This is a genomic window from Microbacterium sp. DWRC1-3 (genome assembly GCF_049896645.1).
In the GTDB taxonomy this organism is placed as follows: Bacteria; Actinomycetota; Actinomycetes; order Actinomycetales; family Microbacteriaceae; genus Microbacterium; species Microbacterium maritypicum.
In genome coordinates this window covers 1,599,112-1,617,180 of the sequence record NZ_JAFCUS010000001.1, presented here as the reverse complement: position 1 = coordinate 1,617,180, position 18,069 = coordinate 1,599,112, and the positions used below count along the sequence as shown (strand labels likewise).

The window sequence follows — 18,069 nt, the reverse complement described above, 5'->3', positions numbered from 1 at the left end:
GCCTCGGTAGGATCGAGGGGTGGCAGTGAACCAAGAACTGGTCGGCCGGGAGTTCCCGCCGACGGCCCCGTACCTCGTCGGCCGCGAGAAGGTGCGCGAGTTCGCTCGCGCCGTCTTCGCCGACGCTCCGCAGCACACCGACCTGAAGGCGGCCCGCGCGGCCGGCTTCTCCGACGTCGTGGCGCCCCCGACCTTCGCGATGGTCATCCAGGACCTCACGCTCCAGCAGCTGCTGGGGCAGGAGGACTCCGGCATCGTGCTGGCGCGCACCATCCACGCCGAGCAGCGCTTCGCCTACACGCGCCCCATCGTCGCGGGAGACGAGCTCACCGCGCAGCTGCGCGTCACCGGCATCCGCATGATGGGCGGCAACGCGATGATCACCAGCGAGGCCGAGATCACCGATCCCGCAGGCGCCCATGTCGTGACCGCCACCAGCGTGCTGCTGGTCGGTGCCGAGCCGAGTGCGGATGAAGGAGAGGGCGCCTGATGGGCTACACCGTCGGAGACGTGCTCGCTGAGCGCACGGTTCACCTCACCCGCGAATCGCTCGTGCGTTACGCGGGGGCATCCGGAGACTTCAACCCGATCCACTACCGCGATGACGTCGCGGCGTCCGTCGGGCTTCCCGGCGTGCTCGCGCACGGCATGCTCACGATGGGCATCGCCTCCTCGGTCGTGGTCGCGGCGCTCGACCCGGCCACCCGCATCCTCGACTACGGCGTGCGCTTCACCAAGCCCGTCGTCGTCGACCCCGTCGAGGGCGCTGACATCACCGTCGTCGCCACCGTCGGTGCTGTCGACGACGAGGTCGCGCGCATCGACCTCAAGGTCACGTTCGGCGAGACCACCGTGCTCGTCAAGGCGCAGCTGCGCGTCGCCGTCTGATGAGGACGCTGTGATGCGGGAGATCGAGCCGGTCCGACTTGCGGAGCTGACCACGCTGCGCACGGGTGCGGCGCCGGAGCAGATGTTCGAGGCGACGACGACCGCCGGCCTGGTCGAAGCCCTGCGCGAGACGTGGGCGCGCGGTGACGAGTGGTTCGTGCTCGGCGGCGGCTCCAACCTCTTCGTGGGCGACGAGCCCTTCGAGGGCACCGTCATCCGCGTCCGCACCGAGGGCATCGAAGAGCTGCCGTCACCGCATCAGGGACGCATCCGTCTGCGCGCGCAGGCCGGACACGGCTGGGACGACCTGGTCGCCTATGCCGTCGCCCACGGCTACGCGGGCCTCGAGGCGATGAGCGGGATCCCCGGCACGGTCGGCGCCGCCCCCGTGCAGAACATCGGCGCCTACGGGCAGGAGATCCAGGAGACGCTGGTCGAGGTCGAGCTGATCGACGAGTCGACCGGAGAGATCTCGACGGTTTCCGCCGCCGAGCTCGGACTCGGCTTTCGCACCTCGGTGCTCAAGCACCACCACGGGAGTGTGCCGCTGCGCCGTGCCGTGATCCTCTCCGTGACCGTCGACCTGCTCATCGCGGGTGAGCGCGTGGTGCGCGGCGAGCAGCTGCGTCGGGCGCTGGGCCTGACCGATGAGATGCCCGTTCCGCTGGGGTGGGTGCGCGAGCGCATCCTCGCGACCCGGGCGTCGAAGGGGATGCTGCTCGACGCGGACGACCCCGACACGCATGGCGTCGGCTCCTTCTTCCAGAACGCGATCGTGACGGCGGCGGTGGCCAGGGCGCTGCCCACGGAGTGCCCGCGCTGGCCGGTCGCCCCCGACCTCGATGCGGTGACCGTGATCCCGCTCGCCTCGTACGACGGAATGGTTCCGACGTCGAAGCCCGCGACCGTCTCCGACGTCAAGGTGAGCGCGGCCTGGCTCATCGAGCAGGCGGGTATCCGCAAGGGGTTCAAGCTTCCGCGCTCACGAGCATCGGTGTCGACCAAGCACGCGCTCGCGCTGACCAACCGCGGCGGCGCGACCGCCGGCGAGGTCGCCGAGCTGGCACGGTTCATCCAGAGCAGGGTGCACGCCGAATTCGGTCTCGTGCTGCAGCCGGAACCGGTGCTCGTCGGCGTCGACCTGTAGAGCGTTGCTCGGCAGCCGCGGCGGACGGCGGGGCTACACTCGCGGCATGAGCGGACTGATCCCGTACCTGCTGTTCCCCGGCAACGCCGCAGAAGCGCTGCGTCACTACCAGTCGGTGTTCGGCGGCGACCTGCAGCTGCTCGACTACGCCACCGTGGGCCGGCACGACGGGCCGGGCGATGCGATCGCGCACGGGCAGCTGAGCGGACTGGTCGAGCTCGCCGGTGCGGATGCCGGGGCCGACGACGACGCCGTGCAGATGGGCGGTATGTTCCTCTCGCTCCTCGGCACGGCCGACGCGCTGACTCTGACCGGCTGGTACGACACGCTCGCGGCCGACGGACGCGTGATCGATGCGCTGCAGAAGCGTCCTTGGGGTGACTACGACGGCACGCTCATCGACCGCTACGGCATCCGCTGGTTGATCGGCTTCCAGCCCGAGGACTGAACCTGCTTCCCGTCGAAGTAGGCACGAGACGAGGGCAGGAAGATCAACACGACCGCCGCGCTGGTGAGTGCGAGGGTCGCGAGGCCGGCCCAGAACTCCCAGATCGGGGCCGCTGCCGCCGGAACGTAGAGCGCGAGCGGGAGCGGAAACAGCAGGGTCGTGTATCGGGCCCAGGATTTCCGTCTCATCACGAGCACCGTGATGGTCGCGTAGACGACCACCGGTACGAAGGGGAGCACGCTCAGCCACCCTCCTCCCCAGTACCACATGAAGGGAGCGACGACGAGGGAGAGGAAGAAGACCAGCACGGTCACCGTGCTCAGGATGGTGAAGGCCACCCGCAGAGTCACCGGCATCCGCTCTTCCTCCTGCTTCCCCCAGGCGCGTCGAGACCCATCGTCGACGTCGAGACCCACTCCCGCAGGCGACTGGGGGCGTGGGTCTCGGTGCGCACGATGGGTCTCGGCAGAGGTGCAGCCGGTCAGGCGAACAGGCGCTGCAGGCGCTGGACGCCCTCGAGCAGCTGCTCGTCGCCGAGCGCGTACGACATGCGGATGTATCCGGACGGGCCGAAGGCCTCACCGGGGACGACAGCGACCTCGGCCTGGTCGAGGATGAGGTCGGCGAGCTCGAGCGAGGTGGTCGGCGTCACGCCGCCCCAGGTGCGGCCGAGCAGGCCCTGCACGTCGGGGTACACGTAGAACGCGCCGAGCGGGTTCGGGACCACGAGGCCGTCGATCTTCGACAGCTCCGAGACGATGAGCTGGCGGCGGCGGTCGAACGCCTGGCGCATCTTCTCGGCCTCGTCCTGCGGACCGGTGAGGGCGGCGATCGCCGCCTTCTGGGCGACGTTGTTCACATTGCTGGTGAGGTGCGACTGCAGGTTGCCGGCGATCTTGATGGCGTCGGCGGGGCCGACCATCCAGCCCACGCGCCAGCCGGTCATGGCGTAGGTCTTCGCGACGCCGTTGACCAGGATGGTCTGACCGGCGACCTCGGGGACGGCCTCGACGATCGAGGTGGCCTTGACGCCCTCGTACGTGAGGTTCTGGTAGATCTCGTCGCTGATGATCCAGATGCCGTGCTCCAGCGCCCACTCGCCGATGGCCTTGGTCTCCTCGGCGGTGTAGACGGAGCCGGTGGGGTTCGACGGCGAGACGAACACGAGGGCGGTGGTGCGGGCGGTGCGGGCGGCCTCGAGCTGCTCGACCGTGACCTTGTACTCCTGGTCGGCGCCCGCGAAGACCTCGACCGGGGTGCCGTCGGCGAGGCGGATGGCCTCGGGGTAGGTGGTCCAGTACGGCGCGGGCAGCAGCACCTCGTCGCCGGGGTTCACCACCGCCTGGAAGGCCTGGTAGACGGACTGCTTGCCGCCGTTGGTGACGATGACCTGGCTGGGGGAGACCTCGAGGCCGGAGTCGCGCAGCGTCTTCGCGGCGATCGCCTCGCGCAGCGCCGGAAGACCCGGGGCCGGCGTGTACCGGTAGCTGGCGGGATCGACAAGAGCCTCGGCCGCCGCATCCACGATGAACTGCGGCGTCGCGAAGTCGGGCTCGCCGGCGGCGTACGAGATGACGTCCTTGCCTTCGGCCTTGAGGGCCTTGGCCTTGGCGTCGACTTTGAGGGTCGCGGACTCGGCGATGGCGGACAGCTTGCGGGAGAGAGGAGCGCGTTCGGTCACGATTACGAGCGTACTCGGGTCGATGCGGCAGGTGAGGTGTGGGATGCCGCCAAGATCCGAGGTTCTTTCGGGTGCGGAAGGTCAGCCGGCGTCGAGACCGTGAGCCTGCGCGACGGCCGCGAGCGTGATGCGCCCGCCCTGCACGTTCAGACCCGCAGCCAGTGCCGCGTCTTCGGACGCCGCGCGCTCCCAGCCCTTCCCGGCGATCGCCGAGACATAGGGGAGGGTCGCGTTGGTCAGGGCACGGGTCGCCGTCTCGGGAACCGCGCCCGGCATGTTCGCGACGCAGTAGTAGATGGAGTCGTGCACCGCGAACGTGGGGTCGTCGTGGGTCGTGGGGCGCGAGCCCTCGAAGCATCCGCCCTGGTCGATGGCGATGTCGACGAGCACGGAGCCCGGCTTCATCGCGGCGACCATGTCGTCGGTCACGAGCTTGGGGGCCGCAGCTCCCGGGATCAGCACGGAGCCGATCACGAGGTCGGCGGTCTTGAGCTCCTCGGCGATGTCGTAGCGGCTCGACGCGCGCGTCTCGAGGGCACCGCCGTAGCGGTGCTCGAGCTCCCGCAGGCGCGGCAGGGCGACGTCGATCACCGTCACCTTCGAGCCGAGCCCGAGCGCGTTCGCCGCGGCGTGCTCTCCTGCGACACCGCCGCCGATCACGACGGTCTTGGCGCGCGGCGTGCCGGCGATACCGCCGAGCAGCATGCCGCGACCGCCCTGCGAGCGCAGCAGCGAGTACGAGCCCATGGTGACCGAGAGGCGCCCGGCGATCTCGCTCATCGGCACGAGCAGCGGCAGACTGCGGTCGGGCAGCTGCACCGTCTCGTAGGCGACGGCGGTGGTTCCCGCCTCGACGAGCGCGGTGGTGAGCGCGCGGTCGGCGGCGAGGTGCAGGTAGGTGAAGAGGGTGAGGTCGTCGCGCAGGAAGCCGTACTCCTGGGCGATCGGCTCCTTGACCTTGATGACCAGGTCGGCCTCACCCCACGCTTCGGCGGCGGTCGCCACGATCTCGGCGCCGGCCGCGCGGTAGTCGTCGTCTGTGATGCGCGAGCCGAGCCCGGCGCCGGACTGCACGAGCACCCGGTGGCCCTCGCGCACCAGGCGGTCGGCGCCGGCGGGGGTGAGGGAGACGCGGTTCTCGTTGTTCTTGACCTCGGTGGGGACGCCGATCTTCATTGATCCTCCAGGTGTGATGCGGTGCGGCACCCAGGATCGCAGAAACATCGACAGAACAACAGAATCGGTGAAGATCATTCGCATGACGCGGAAATCCTGAATAATGCTTCGTATGGAGACGACCTCACAGGCCCCGGAGCCGAACACCGTTCGGGCACCGGCCCTGGATGCGATCGATGCCAGGATCGTGCAGCTGCTCACGGCCGACGGGCGTATGACGAATGCCGAGCTCGCCGCACGTCTCGGAGTCGCGCCCTCGACGGCGCACACCCGGCTGCGCGCCCTCGTGGACCGCGGCGTGATCACGGGTTTTCACGCGAGCGTGGACGAGCGGATGCTGGGCGCAGGGCTCCAGGCGATCATCGGCGTCACGCTGCGTCCGAGCGGACGGCGGGAGAGCATCGTCGAGTTCGCGGATCGCGTGCGCGTGCTGCCTCCGGTGATCCAGCTCTTCTTCCTCGGCGGCGACGACGACTTCCTGCTGCACATCGCGGTCGCCGACTCATCCGAGATGCGCGAGTTCGTGCTCGAGCACCTCTCGGCGCAGAGCAGCGTCGCCTCCACCCGCACGAGCATCGTGTTCGACTACCACCGCAACTCGGTGGCCGCTTCGTTCCGCTGAGGCGGGGAGTCGCCGCGGGTCAGGCGCCGTAGGAGGAGGGCAGTGCGCAATAGTCGGCGAACCGACGGGCCGGATGCGCGGGGTCGGTCACATCGACGATCGAACCCGCGACGGTGTGCGGCGGCTCATCGCCCGCCAACTGCCACACCGCGTAGTTCCACATGCCTCTGGTGCGCTCGCCGAGCAGAGCGGACGGCCCCGAGACGAGCAGGATGTCGTCGCTCTTCGGACCCTCGCGGAACGCGGTGACCGCGGCACGGAGTTCGACCTCGTCACCGTCCGGCGAGTGCTCGCGGATGACCTGCTGCCCCGATGCCGTCAGCGCGGACAGGAGGTCATCTGCCGCCTGCCGCGAGCGCTCGGCATTCGCCCCGGCCACCGCGAGCAGGCGCCGGCCGCGCCGGTAGAAGTGCAGGAACTCGGAGGAGATATCCGCCCAGACGTCGGTCATGCCCCCAGGCTACGCCCGTGCGGTGGCACGGGCTCCGCACACGAAAGAGCCCTCGGTCACGGTATCGGCCGCGGCCCGAGGGCTCCTTCGCGCGCTCAGTCCTCGTCGACCAGGAACCGGCTGTAGGCGCCCAGCGTGAGGAACGTGGGGAACTCCTCCCGCAGGGCGACCTCACGGAAGATCTCCGCCGCGTCGTCGTACCTGTCGCCGTGGCTGCGCGTCGCCTGTGCGAGCACCTGGGTGATCAGATCCTCGACGTACTCAGCCGTGATGGGGGTGCCGTCCTGCGTGGTGCGGTCCTGGTGGATCCACTGCCACACCTGCGAGCGGCTGATCTCGGCGGTCGCGGCATCCTCCATCAGGTTGTCGATCGCCACGGCGCCGAGTCCGCGCAGCCAGGCCTCCAGGTAGCGGATGGCGACGGACACGTTGTCCCGCACACCCTGCGCGGTGATCGGCCGACCGATGTGCAGGTCGAGCAGGTCGCGGGCCTCGACGTGAACATCGTCGCGCTGCCGGTCGACCTGGTTGGGGCGGTCGCCCAGCACGGCGTCGAACTCCGCCTGGGCGGTGGGGATCAGGTCGGGATGCGCCACCCAGGTGCCGTCGAAGCCGTCGCCGGCCTCGCGCTTCTTGTCGGCGGTGACCTTCTCGATCGCGCGCGCCGTCACCTCGGGGTCGCGGCGGTTCGGGATGAACGCGCTCATGCCGCCGATCGCGAAGGCGCCCCGCTTGTGGCAGGTCTGCACGAGCAGGTCGGTGTACGCCCGCATGAACGGCACCGTCATCGTGACCTCGCTGCGGTCGGGGAGCACGAAGCGCGCCCCGCGGCCGCGGTAGTTCTTGATGATCGAGAAGATGTAGTCCCAGCGGCCGGCGTTCAGTCCCGCGCAGTGGTCGCGCAGCTCGTAGAGGATCTCGTCCATCTCGAAGGCGGCCGGCAGGGTCTCGATCAGCACGGTCGCGCGGATCGTGCCGTGCGGGATGCCGATGTACTCCTCGCTGAACGAGAAGACGTCGTCCCACAGCTTCGCCTCCTCGCTCGACTCGATCTTGGCGATGTAGAAGTACGGCCCGCGCCCGCCGTCGATCAGCGCCTGTGCGTTGTGCAGGAAGTAGAGGCCGAAGTCGACCAGCGATCCCGATGCCGACGTGCGACGACCGGCGCGGTCGATGAAGGCGATGTGCTTCTCGGGCAGGTGCCAACCGCGAGGGCGCATCACGATCGTGGGCGTGCGCTCCGCCGTGACGCGGTATTCCTTCCCTTCCGGCGAGGTGAACGACAGCTCGCCGCGGATCGCATCGCGCAGAGACAGCTGCCCCTCGATCACGTTCTTCCAGGTGGGGCTCGTGGCATCCTCCTGGTCGGCGAGCCACACCCGCGCGCCGGAGTTCAGCGCGTTGATCGTCATCTTCGGGTCGGTCGGCCCGGTGATCTCGACGCGACGGTCCTCGAGTCCGGGGCCGGCGCCGGCCACCCGCCAGTCCCGATCCTCACGGATGTGTGCCGTGTCGTCGCGGAACTGGGGGTCGTGCCCGTTGCCGATCTCGAAGCGGCGACGCATCCGGTCGGCCAGACGGTCGTGGCGACGCGCGGCGAATCGGTGGTGCAGCTCGGTGAGGAAGGCGAGCGCCGACGGGGTCAGGATCTCCTCGTAGCGGTCGCGGAGGGGGCCGGTGACCTCGATCGCGGGACCCTGCTGGGTCGTCTGGATCGGAGCCGTGGTGGTGGGAGTGGTCATGATCGTGAGTCCTTTGCGTGGTGGTCCCCTTCGGCTCCGTCGAGACCCACGGTGGTCGTCGAGACCCATCGCTGCAGGCGATCGCGGCGGTGGGTCTCGACGGCGCCGATGGGTGTCGGCGAGACGGGGACGAGAAAGTGGGGATCAGTGGAACTGCGCGGCTTCGGTGGAGCCGGCGAGGGCGAGCGTCGCGCTGTCGGGGTTGAGCGCGGTGGAGATGACGTCGAAGTAGCCGGTGCCCGCCTCGCGCTGGTGCTTGGTGGCGGTGTACCCGTCTGCTTCCGCGGCGAACTCGGCTTCCTGCAGCTCGACATAGGCGCTCATGGCGCGATCGGCGTAGCCGCGGGCGAGGTCGAACATCGAGTAGTTCAGGGCGTGGAAGCCGGCCAGGGTGATGAACTGGAACTTGTAGCCCAGGTCGGCCAGCTCCTGCTGGAACGTCGCGATCTCGGCGTCCGACAGGTGCTTCTTCCAGTTGAAGCTCGGCGAGCAGTTGTAGGCCAGGAGCTTGCCGGGGAACTCGGCGTGGATCGCCGCGGCGAAGTTGCGGGCGAGCTCGATGTCCGGCTCTCCCGTCTCGACCCACAGCAGGTCCGCGTAGGGGGCGAAGGCGAGTCCGCGGCTGATGACCGACTCGATGCCCGGGCGGATCCGGTAGAACCCTTCCGTGGTGCGCTCGCCGGTGGTGAACTGCTGGTCCCGCTCGTCGACGTCGCTGGTGAGCAGGTCGGCGGCGAGGGCATCCGTGCGGGCGATGATGACGGTCGGCACTCCCGCCACGTCGGCCGCGAGGCGAGCGGCGTTCAGGGTGCGGATGTGCTGCTGCGTGGGCACGAGCACCTTGCCGCCGAGGTGGCCGCACTTCTTCTCGCTGGCCAGCTGGTCTTCCCAGTGGATGCCCGCGGCACCGGACTGGATGAGCGACTGCGCGAGCTCGTAGGCGTTCAGCGGTCCGCCGAAACCGGCCTCCGCGTCGGCGACGATCGGGGCGAGCCAGTCCTGTGTGGTCTCGCCTTCGGCGTGCTCCAGCTGGTCCTGGCGGATGAGGGCGTTGTTGATGCGACGCACGACGGCCGGCACGGAGTTGGCGGGGTACAGCGACTGGTCAGGGTACGTCTGACCGGCGAGGTTGCCGTCGGCGGCGACCTGCCATCCGGAGAGATAGATGGCCTTCAGTCCCGCCCGCACCTGCTGCACGGCCTGGCCCCCGGTGTACGCGCCGAGCGCCCGGACATAGTCCTCGGTGTGCAGGAGGTTCCAGAGGTTGTCGGCGCCGCGGTGGGCGAGCGTGGCCTCTTCGCGGACCGAGCCGCGGATGCGGATGACGTCTTCTGCCGAGTAGGTGCGCTCGACGCCGTCCCAGCGCGGGTCGGTGTCCCAGATCTCCTGGAGCTCGGCGGCCGTCTGAACCTGGTCGCCGGCTCGCAGACCGGCGGGGCGGGGCGTCGGGGTGTGGGCGGTGTTCGTCATGGTGTCTCCTCGGTGGATCCGGCGGCTGTGCCGGTGTGGCGTGGTTCCACTGTGCGTGAAGTTCGGAAGCCCCAGCGACCGATCTGGGAGAGAAGATCGGGCGAAATTCTGTTTCTGTGACAGAATCGGCCGCATGAGCACCATCGACGCTGCAGAAGAGACCGACGCCCTCACGATCGGCCGGCGCATCCGCCAGCTCCGTACGGCGAAGGGGATGACCCTCGACGACCTGGCCTCCGCCGTCGATCGGGCGCCCAGTCAGATGTCGATGATCGAGACCGGCAAGCGCGAGCCCAAGCTCACGCAGCTGCAGGCGATCGCCCGCGTGCTCGGGGTCACGATCGATGCGCTGCTGGAAGGTAAGCCGCTCGATGAGCGCAGCGCGGTCGAGATCGCCCTCGAGCGGGCGATGAAGGGCCAGACGTTCCAGGCGCTGGGCATCGAGCCGTTCCGTATCGCGAAGAGCCTGCCGACGGATGCTCTGAAGGCCCTGCTCGCCCTGCACGGCGAGATCGATCGGCTCAAGGATGAGCGGGCCGCGACGCCGGAGGAGGCGAGGCGGGCCAACGTCGAGCTGCGGCACCTCATGCGGCGACAGGACAACCACTTCGCCGATCTCGAGGCGAAGGCCGCTGAGATCCTGGCCGCGGTCGGCCATCCGGGCGGTCCTCTGACGCAGCGCACGGCGTCCGAGATCGCGGCGCATCTGGGCTTCACCCTGCACTACGCCCCCGACCTGCCGCAGACCACGCGCAGTGTCGCGGACCTCGCGAACGGCCGGCTCTACCTGTCGAGCAGCGTGCCAGCGAAGGGCGATGCCCGCACCGCGGTGCTGCAGGCGCTCTCGAGCCGCATCCTCGGACACTCCGAACCGCGCAGCTACGCCGAGTTCCTGCGGCAGCGCGTGGAGACCAACTACCTCACCGGTGCCCTCCTCATCCCGGAGGCGCATGTCGTCCCCGCCCTGATGGACGCCAAGCAGCGCAAGGCGATCTCGATCGAGGACCTGCGCGATGCGTACTCGGTGTCGTACGAGACGGCGGCGCACCGCTTCACCAACCTCGCCACACGACACCTCGACATCCCCGTGCACTTCCTCAAGGTGCACGAGTCGGGCACGATCACCAAGGCGTACGAGAACGACGACGTGAACTTCCCGACCGACCGCCTCGGGGCCATCGAAGGCCAGATGTGCTGTCGCCGGTGGACCTCGCGCGTGGTGTTCGATGAGGATGACCGCTTCAACCCGTACTACCAGTACACCGACACCGGCAACGGCACGTACTGGTGCACGGCGCGGGTCGAGTCCTCGAGCGAGGGGCTGCACTCGGTGAGCGTCGGGGTGCGCTTCGACGACACGAAGTGGTTCGTAGGGCGCGACACCTCGCACCGCGGCGTCTCGAAGCACTCGGTCGAGGTCTGCTGCCGGCGTGCCCCCGCCGACCTGGAGGACCGCTGGCGCGAGAACTCCTGGCCCAACGTGAAGACTCCGCGCACGCTGCTGGCGACACTGCCGACCGGGGCCTTCCCCGGCGTCGACACGACCGACGTGTACGAGTTCCTGGAGGCGCACGCCCCTCGATGAGTGCGCGACCCCGCTCTACTGTTCGTCAAAAGTTAGTTTGATCTTGCTTAGTCAATCTTGACTATGTTACTTTCATCGAGCCATCAATGACGAACGGCCGAGAAGGGACCCTCATGGCTACTTCCTCTGCGGAAACCCGATTCCGCATCACTGCCACCCTGACGTGCGTTCTCGCCGCCACGCTGACGCTCGGAGCATGCTCCGCGCAGACGCCAGGCGGCGATACCGCCCCCACGAGTGCGAGCGACACCGACGCCTGCAAGCGCAATCAGGATGCCGGCACCATCACCTACATCTCCGGCTACGGCTACTCCGCCAGCGCCGGTCAGCTCGACGTGTTCCTCGCCGAGGAGCTGGGCTACTTCGACGATCTCTGCCTGGATGTGGAGATCAACGCCTCCGGGGCGAACGGGCAGCAGCTCGTCGCCTCCGGTCAGGCGCAGTTCACCGCCCTCGGCTCCGCATCCGACGTGATGCTGGCCGCGGCGAACAGCAAGAACCTCACGGCGGTCGCCACCTACGGCACCACCCCGCCGTTCTCGATCTTCGGCAACGAGAGGCTCGAGAGCCTCAAGGACCTCGAGGGCGGATCGCTCGGTTACTTCATCAACCTGACCCCGATCGCCTCGGCCATGCTCGATGAGGCCGGTGTCGACGTCTCGAAGGTCGAGATGGTCAAGATGACCAACTACGACCCGACCGTCGTGGTGCGTGAGCAGGTCGACGCGATCGTCGGCTACGCCTCCAACCAGCCGCAGTCGCTCAAGGCGCAGGGACTGCCGTTCAGCGAGTTCCTCCCCTCCGACCTCGGCGTCGAGGGCACCTACAACGTGATGGAGGTCAACTCCCGGTTCCTCGACGAGCACCGTGAGGTCGCCGCCGACTTCATGCGCGCGAGCCTCAAGGCGCTGCAGTACTGCCTGGACGAGTCGGATGCCTGCATCGACAAGCTCGCGAAGCTGGCCGAGGACAACAACCAGGGCGCCGCTTTCCCGCGCGACCAGCTGGCCCGCACGTGGGAGGTCGAGTCCGCGTGGGTGCGTGAGAGCGCCGGCGGCAACCCCGGCGTGCAGAACGAATCCATGTGGGAGCCGGAGTACGCCCTCGTGAAGAAGTACGGCGACGTCAAGAACCTGCCGGCGATCGCCGACATGATGGACGCCGACCTGGTCGCCGACCTCTACGACGGTGACACCCTCACATGGCCGGCGAAGTGATGTCGGTCGCACAGGGAGCAGGCGTCGAGGTCAGGAACGTCTCGAAGTCCTTCGGGGCGGACGGCGCCAAGGTCACGGTGCTCGACGATGTGAGCCTCACGATCGGCATGGGCGAGTTCGTGTCGGTGATCGGCCCCAGCGGCTGCGGCAAGTCCACGCTGCTCAAGGTCGTCGCCGGTCTCCTCGATGCCGACTCCGGCACCGTCACGATCGACGGCGAGAGCGTCACCGCGGCCTCGCGCGACAAGAAGATCGGCCTCGTGCCGCAGTCGCCCGCGCTGCTGCCGTGGAAGACCGTGCGCGAGAACGTCGAGCTGCCGGTGCGCATCAACGCCAAGGCGAACTCCGGACGCGCACTGCGCGATCCCGCCGAGCTCTTGGCGACCTTCGGACTCGGACAGGCGATGAAGAAGTACCCCGGCCAGCTCTCCGGCGGCATGCAGCAGCGTGCCGCGATCGCCAGGGCGTTCGTGTTCGACCCGGCCATCATGCTGATGGACGAGCCGTTCTCGGCCCTCGACGAGATGAACCGCGACCTGCAGCGCATCGCCCTGCTGGAGTTCTGGCAGTCCAACCGCAAGGCCGTCATGTTCGTCACGCACTCGGTGCCGGAGGCGATCATGCTCTCCGACCGCATCGTGGTGATGGCAGCCCACCCGGGGCGCATCGCTCAGGTGATCGACGTGAACCTGCCGCGGCCGCGCGACGAGCAGTCGTATGCCACGGAGGAGTTCCGCGAGATGGAAGCAGTCGTGCGCGATGCGCTGCGCGCGCAGACGGAGAAGGCCCATGTCTGAGCTGACGATGAGAGACACCACCGCGACCCTCGCGACCGCCCGCCTGAAGGCCCAGCCGCGCCGTGGCATCCCGCCGTGGCTGCGCTGGGGATCCTGGGGACCCACCCTCATCACCTTCGTGATCGCCGCGCTGCTGTGGCAGGTCGTGGCCTGGACCAACCCGTATGTGCTCCCGACGCTGGAGGCGATCGGCACGAGCCTCGTCGACGATGCCGGCATGTACTGGTCGAACTTCCTCGTCACCCTGCTCGAGGTCGTGGTCGGCGCTTCCGCCGGCATCCTGGCCGGCTTCCTGCTGGCCGTGGTCATGGCAGAGTTCCAGATCATCGAGCGGGCCGTGATGCCGCTCGTGATCATCGTGATGGTGACCCCGATCGTGGCGATCGCCCCGGCGCTGGTGGTCGCCTTCGGCTTCGGCATGGTGCCGAAGTTCATCGTGACCGGGCTCGTGGTCTTCTTCCCGATGCTCGTGAACTCGCTGGCGGGTCTGCGCGATGTCGACCAGAAGGCGCTCGACGTCTTCAAGACGCTGCACGCCTCGCGGTGGGAGATCTTCCGCGAGCTGCGCTTCCCCGGCAGCATGCCCTACGTGTTCGCAGGGCTCCGCATCGCCCTGCCGCTCGCGGTGGTCGGCGCGGCGGTCGCCGAGTTCGTCGCGGCGGGACAGCAGGCCGGTCTCGGCTCGCTCGTCACCACCTCTGCGGCGCAGGCGAACCTCGCCGTCACCTGGGCCAGCATCGCCCTGCTGTGCCTGCTCGGCGTGCTCCTGATCATCGTCCTCGCCCTGGTGCGCAAGCGCGTGCTCTGGTGGAGCGACGGCGAGGTCACGGCCAAGGGCTGACGCGGCACCTTCATCCCGGGACGGGCGCCCCCACCCGTCCCGGGATTCCTCCGGCGTGCCCGGAACCACCCCAGAACACCCAGAACCACCCACAAGGAAGGCACCCGCACATGACCGATCAGAACTCCGTCAAGCCGCTGCGTCTCGGCCTCTTCGAGAACGCGCAGGCGAACGACTCCGGCACCGCGACCTGGCGGCACCCCGACAACGGGCGCTACCTGTTCGACAAGCTCGAGTACTGGCGCGACACCGCGCGCATGGTCGAGGACGCCGGGTTCGACTTCCTGTTCCTCGCGGATGCCTGGGGCTGGGCCGACGTCGCGGGCGAACGTCCCGACATCTGCTCGGTCGAGGGTCTCGACCTGCCGCGGCTCGACCCCGCGATCATCCTCGCAGCCCTCATCCCCGAGACCACGCGGCTGGGACTCGTCGCCACCGGATCGACGCTGCTCGAGCCGCCCTACTCCTTCGCCCGTCGGATGGCGACGCTGGACATCCTCTCCGGTGGTCGCATCGGCTGGAACGTGGTCACCACCGGAACCGCCGACACCGCCGTGCAGGGCTTCGGCGTGCCCATGGTCGGACACGACGAGCGCTACCTCATGGCCGACGACTTCATGCAGGTCGTCTACAAGCTCTGGGAGCAGGCGTGGGAGGAAGGCGCCCTGGAGCGGGACAAGTCCGGCCGCTTCGCCGACCCCTCCAAAGTGCACCGCATCGCACACGACGGCCCGTACTTCCGCTCGCACGGCTACGGGAACACCTCGCGCTCGCCGCAGGGCACGCCGGTGCTGTTCCAGGCCGGCGCGTCGCCCGCAGGCCGCGAGTTCGGCGGCAAGCACGGCGAGGCGATCTTCGTCGGCAGCGGCTCGGTCGAGCAGCTGCGCGCGCACTCCTCCGCGATCCGCGAGGAGGCCGTCAAGAACGGCCGCGCGGCCGACGAGGTGAAGATCATGTCGGCCTTCGCCGCGATCGTCGGCAGCACGGAGGAGGAGGCGCGACGCAAGTACGCCGAGGTGGCCGACGCGCAGAACCCCGACGTCACGGTGGCCTCCTACGCCTGGTTCACCGGGCTCGACCTCTCGGCCTACGCGCCCCACACCCCGATGTCGGAGCTCAGCACCGAGCTCTCGCAGACGCAGGTCGCCCGCTTCGCCGACAAGACCGTCGGCGACGTGCTCGGCGACTGGCACGCGCACGGCGTCGGCGCCCGTCCGATCGTGGGGACCCCGGAGCAGGTGGCGGACCGGATGATCGAGCTCGCCGACGGCGCCGACCTCGACGGATTCCTGTTCGCCCCCGTCATCCCGCCGGCATCGACCGTCGACTTCATCGAGCACGTGCTGCCGATCCTCAAGGAGCGCGGGGCGATCGTGGAGCCCTCATCGGAGCCGCAGTCGCTGCGCGAGCGCCTGATCGGCACGCCGACGCCGGTGCTCGCCGACTCGCACACGGGCTCGCAGTACCGGCGGACGATGTCGCGTGTCTGACACCCTCACCGGTGTCGCCGTGGTGGGGAGCGCGAACCTCGATCTCGTGGTCGAGGTCTCGCGCCCCCCGCTCGTCGGCGAGACCCTGTTGGGCCGGGCCGGTGGTCGCTTCTCCGGAGGCAAGGGCCTGAATCAGGCCGTCGCCTGCGCACGCAGTGGGGCACCGACCCGGTTCTGCGCCGTCGTCGGAGCGGATGAGGCGGCCGATGTGCTGCAGCAGACGTTAGCGGATGCCGGAGTGGTGGCGGCCGTGCGCCGCAGCGCCGTCGCTCCGACCGGCGTCGCCCACGTGCTGGCGTTCGAGGATGGCGACAACAGCATCATCGTCGCGGCCGGCGCGAACGCCGAGCTCGACGCAGACGACGCCGTCGCCGGCATCGAGGGAGCCGCGGTCGTGCTCGCTCAACTGGAGGTACCCGTCGCAAGCGTGGCCGCCGCACTGCGCGCGGGGCGAGCGGCGGGCGCGCTGACGATCCTCAACGCGGCTCCCGCCCACGTCGCGACGATCGACATGCTCGGCGACGTCGATGTGCTGGTCGTGAACGAGACGGAGTGCGCCGAGCTCGGCGGCATCGACCGGTTGCATGCAGCCGGAGCGCGGGTCATCGTGCTCACGCAGGGTGCCGGGGGAGTGACCTTGCACCGCACGGGCGAACAGCCCTTGCACATCGATGCGTTCCGGATCGATCCGGTGGACACGACAGGTGCCGGCGATGCCTTCTGCGGTGCGCTGGCCGCAGCGCTCTCCCAGGAGGAGAGGATCGAGCAGGCTCTGGTCCGAGCCTGCGCCGCCGGAGCCGTCGTGGCTCAGCATCGCGGAGCGACGACGTCGGAGCTTTCGCCCGCGTCGATCGCAGCGCTCGTCCTGTCGCGCTGAGGTCAGTTCGAGGGTGCGGCGTCGGCCGGCTTCGCGCCCTCGACCGTCTCACCGGCGAAGGTGTACTCACCGCCGCGCAGGCGCTCCAGCAGATCGAGCAGCCACTGCTTCTCGGCCGTGAGGCGCGCTGTGGAGAGGTCGAAGATCTCCCGCACGTACTTCGGCGTCGTCTCGGAGCGCAGGGTGTCCTGCACATCGAAGCCGTTCTGCGTGATGATCGCGTCGCTCTTGATGAGACGATGCTCGAGGCCGGCGATCACCTCCTGCCGGCTCAGGACGAACATGAACGAGGCCACCGTCATGATGGCCTGGGTGTCGAAGGCCGCCACGTTCCAGAGGTTCTCGCGCAGCATCCTCTGCAGTTCCACCTCGCCGGCTGGCGTGATGCGGTAGGTCGTGCGAGCGGGGCGCTTCCCCTCGGCCTCGGTGCCGCTCTCGGCGATGTAGCCGTCGACCTCGAGGGCGCGCAGCGCGTTGTAGATCGATCCGGGCTGGATGTGCGCCCATTCGTCGACGTGCCAGGTCATGAGCTCTCGGCGGAGGAAGTACCCGTGCACGGGCTGGAACTGCTTCACGGCGCCGAGGACGACGAGGCGGGTGGTCGACATGCCCCTCATGCTAACGGCTGGCATCACAGATTCCTGTTGTTTGCATGATCAAAATTGCCTATTATCAAAACTAGTCAAAGTTGACTAACGAAAGGAAGCCGAAATGACGACTGCCGTGACCGACGCCCTGCCGCGCGACCTCGCCCTCCGCCGGGCCTTCTCGGTGTACCCGACCGGCGTCGTGGCTCTCGCCGCGCACGTCGATGACCGCGCCGTCGGGATGGCGGTCAACTCCTTCACCTCGATCTCGCTCGAACCCGCGCTCGTCGCGATCAGCGCGGCGCGCACGTCGAAGACCTGGCCGGTGCTGCGCACGGTTCCGGAACTCGGCATGAGCGTGCTCGCCGCGCACCATGAGCCGCTCAGCCGCTCGCTCTCAGCGCGAGAGGGCGACCGTTTCGGTGGTCACGAGTGGAAGCGCACCGACGGTGGTGCGGTGCTGATCTCCGACGCGGCACTCTGGCTCACCTGCCGCCTGCACAGCACCTTCGACGGCGGCGATCACGAGATCGCGCTGTACGAGATCGCCGACATCACCCTGTTCGACGACGTCGAGCCGCTGGTCTTCCATCAGAGCCGCTATCGCGCCATCGCCGCCCCCGAGAGCGCGTGAGCACTGCGCCGCTCGGGACGATCGCCGGAGTGGTCGTCCCGGGCGACGGTCGCGGCCGAGGCCTCGGTTTCCCCACGGCGAATCTGGCGCTCGACGGCGCAGAGGCGCCGGCCGACGGCATCTACGCGGCCTGGACGCGGATCGACGATGATCCGCAGCCGTGGGCGGCGAGTGTCAGCGTCGGGACGAACCCGACGTTCGCCGGCGACCGCGAGCGACGGGTCGAGGTGCACCTGCATGATGCGGATCTCGACCTGTACGGCCGCCGCCTGTTCGTGACCCTCGTCGCGCGACTCCGCCCGACGCTGCAGTTCGACGGCGTCGATGCGTTGATCGCGCAGACCGCGGACGACGTCGCCCGTTGCCGGTCTCTCTTGAGCGATCACGCTCGGATCCGCCACTGACTTGCTGCTCCG

General features: G+C 68.9%; 20 protein-coding genes. 13 read left to right on the top strand and 7 right to left on the bottom strand.

What is annotated here, in order from left to right:
• Positions 1 to 19 precede the first annotated feature (19 nt).
• The 4 genes from ACP699_RS07755 to ACP699_RS07740 are packed head-to-tail and all read left to right on the top strand — an operon-like array spanning position 20 to position 2,483.
• The gene (locus ACP699_RS07755; protein ID WP_426170422.1) at positions 20 to 490 is read left to right on the top strand and encodes an FAS1-like dehydratase domain-containing protein; all 471 of its coding nucleotides are present in this window, start codon (positions 20 to 22) and stop codon (positions 488 to 490) included.
• A complete protein-coding gene (locus tag ACP699_RS07750; protein ID WP_055865549.1) occupies positions 490 to 888 on the top strand; it encodes a MaoC/PaaZ C-terminal domain-containing protein in 399 nt (132 codons plus the stop codon). Before ACP699_RS07755 ends, ACP699_RS07750 begins: the two co-directional genes overlap by 1 nt.
• A gap of 13 nt (positions 889 to 901) precedes the next feature.
• Positions 902 to 2,035, top strand: coding sequence for a UDP-N-acetylmuramate dehydrogenase (locus ACP699_RS07745; protein WP_270410000.1), 1,134 nt, complete (start codon positions 902 to 904; stop codon positions 2,033 to 2,035).
• Between the two features lie 46 nt (positions 2,036 to 2,081).
• The gene (locus ACP699_RS07740; RefSeq protein WP_426170419.1) at positions 2,082 to 2,483 is read left to right on the top strand and encodes a VOC family protein; all 402 of its coding nucleotides are present in this window, start codon (positions 2,082 to 2,084) and stop codon (positions 2,481 to 2,483) included.
• On the opposite strand, the gene ACP699_RS07735 is transcribed toward ACP699_RS07740, so the two are convergent.
• The 3 genes from ACP699_RS07735 to ald all read right to left on the bottom strand — a co-directional run bounded on the left by ACP699_RS07735 (position 2,441) and on the right by ald (position 5,340).
• Positions 2,441 to 2,899, bottom strand: coding sequence for a hypothetical protein (locus tag ACP699_RS07735; RefSeq protein ID WP_127482916.1), 459 nt, complete (start codon positions 2,897 to 2,899; stop codon positions 2,441 to 2,443). The genes ACP699_RS07740 and ACP699_RS07735 overlap by 43 nt on opposite strands.
• A gap of 65 nt (positions 2,900 to 2,964) precedes the next feature.
• Positions 2,965 to 4,164, bottom strand: coding sequence for a pyridoxal phosphate-dependent aminotransferase (locus tag ACP699_RS07730; RefSeq protein WP_426170417.1), 1,200 nt, complete (start codon positions 4,162 to 4,164; stop codon positions 2,965 to 2,967).
• An 81-nt stretch (positions 4,165 to 4,245) separates the two neighbouring features.
• Positions 4,246 to 5,340, bottom strand: coding sequence for an alanine dehydrogenase (gene ald, locus ACP699_RS07725; RefSeq protein ID WP_017829173.1), 1,095 nt, complete (start codon positions 5,338 to 5,340; stop codon positions 4,246 to 4,248).
• A gap of 103 nt (positions 5,341 to 5,443) precedes the next feature.
• On the opposite strand from ald, the gene ACP699_RS07720 reads away from it, so the two are divergent.
• The gene (locus ACP699_RS07720; RefSeq protein WP_017829172.1) at positions 5,444 to 5,962 is read left to right on the top strand and encodes an Lrp/AsnC family transcriptional regulator; all 519 of its coding nucleotides are present in this window, start codon (positions 5,444 to 5,446) and stop codon (positions 5,960 to 5,962) included.
• 19 nt (positions 5,963 to 5,981) lie between these two features.
• Here the strand turns inward: ACP699_RS07720 and ACP699_RS07715 are convergent, their stop codons facing one another.
• From ACP699_RS07715 to aceA, 3 genes are all read right to left on the bottom strand, one after another.
• Positions 5,982 to 6,413, bottom strand: coding sequence for a hypothetical protein (locus ACP699_RS07715; protein ID WP_426170414.1), 432 nt, complete (start codon positions 6,411 to 6,413; stop codon positions 5,982 to 5,984).
• A 95-nt stretch (positions 6,414 to 6,508) separates the two neighbouring features.
• Positions 6,509 to 8,155: a malate synthase A gene (gene aceB / locus ACP699_RS07710; protein ID WP_426170412.1), complete on the bottom strand. Its 1,647-nt coding sequence runs from the start codon at positions 8,153 to 8,155 to the stop codon at positions 6,509 to 6,511.
• A 144-nt stretch (positions 8,156 to 8,299) separates the two neighbouring features.
• Complete coding sequence (aceA, locus tag ACP699_RS07705) at positions 8,300 to 9,625, bottom strand: isocitrate lyase (RefSeq protein WP_017829168.1); 1,326 nt, start codon at positions 9,623 to 9,625, stop codon at positions 8,300 to 8,302.
• A gap of 133 nt (positions 9,626 to 9,758) precedes the next feature.
• Here aceA and ACP699_RS07700 point away from each other — a divergent pair, with 133 nt between their 5' ends.
• The 6 genes from ACP699_RS07700 to ACP699_RS07675 all read left to right on the top strand — a co-directional run bounded on the left by ACP699_RS07700 (position 9,759) and on the right by ACP699_RS07675 (position 16,432).
• Entirely contained in the window at positions 9,759 to 11,210 is a 1,452-nt protein-coding gene (locus ACP699_RS07700) for a helix-turn-helix domain-containing protein (protein WP_426170410.1), read from the top strand.
• Positions 11,211 to 11,323: 113 nt separating this feature from the next.
• Complete coding sequence (locus tag ACP699_RS07695; protein WP_235562452.1) at positions 11,324 to 12,427, top strand: ABC transporter substrate-binding protein; 1,104 nt, start codon at positions 11,324 to 11,326, stop codon at positions 12,425 to 12,427.
• The gene (locus ACP699_RS07690) at positions 12,412 to 13,224 is read left to right on the top strand and encodes an ABC transporter ATP-binding protein (protein ID WP_235562451.1); all 813 of its coding nucleotides are present in this window, start codon (positions 12,412 to 12,414) and stop codon (positions 13,222 to 13,224) included. Before ACP699_RS07695 ends, ACP699_RS07690 begins: the two co-directional genes overlap by 16 nt.
• Positions 13,217 to 14,065, top strand: coding sequence for an ABC transporter permease (locus tag ACP699_RS07685; RefSeq protein WP_017829164.1), 849 nt, complete (start codon positions 13,217 to 13,219; stop codon positions 14,063 to 14,065). The genes ACP699_RS07690 and ACP699_RS07685 overlap by 8 nt, the downstream gene beginning before the upstream one ends.
• 110 nt (positions 14,066 to 14,175) lie before the next feature.
• Positions 14,176 to 15,555 (top strand): NtaA/DmoA family FMN-dependent monooxygenase, encoded by a 1,380-nt coding sequence (locus ACP699_RS07680; protein ID WP_426170406.1) that lies wholly within the window; start codon positions 14,176 to 14,178, stop codon positions 15,553 to 15,555.
• Entirely contained in the window at positions 15,548 to 16,432 is an 885-nt protein-coding gene (locus tag ACP699_RS07675; protein WP_426170404.1) for a ribokinase, read from the top strand. The genes ACP699_RS07680 and ACP699_RS07675 overlap by 8 nt, the downstream gene beginning before the upstream one ends.
• Before the next feature lie 2 nt (positions 16,433 to 16,434).
• On the opposite strand, the gene ACP699_RS07670 is transcribed toward ACP699_RS07675, so the two are convergent.
• Entirely contained in the window at positions 16,435 to 17,040 is a 606-nt protein-coding gene (locus tag ACP699_RS07670; protein ID WP_426170402.1) for a PadR family transcriptional regulator, read from the bottom strand.
• A 103-nt stretch (positions 17,041 to 17,143) separates the two neighbouring features.
• Here ACP699_RS07670 and ACP699_RS07665 point away from each other — a divergent pair, with 103 nt between their 5' ends.
• Together ACP699_RS07665 and ACP699_RS07660 are read left to right on the top strand one after the other, a co-directional pair.
• Positions 17,144 to 17,653 carry a flavin reductase family protein gene (locus tag ACP699_RS07665; protein ID WP_055874099.1) on the top strand — a complete coding sequence of 170 codons (510 nt, stop codon included), beginning with the start codon at positions 17,144 to 17,146 and terminating at the stop codon, positions 17,651 to 17,653.
• Entirely contained in the window at positions 17,650 to 18,057 is a 408-nt protein-coding gene (locus ACP699_RS07660) for a riboflavin kinase (protein WP_127482908.1), read from the top strand. The genes ACP699_RS07665 and ACP699_RS07660 overlap by 4 nt, the downstream gene beginning before the upstream one ends.
• Positions 18,058 to 18,069 lie beyond the last annotated feature (12 nt).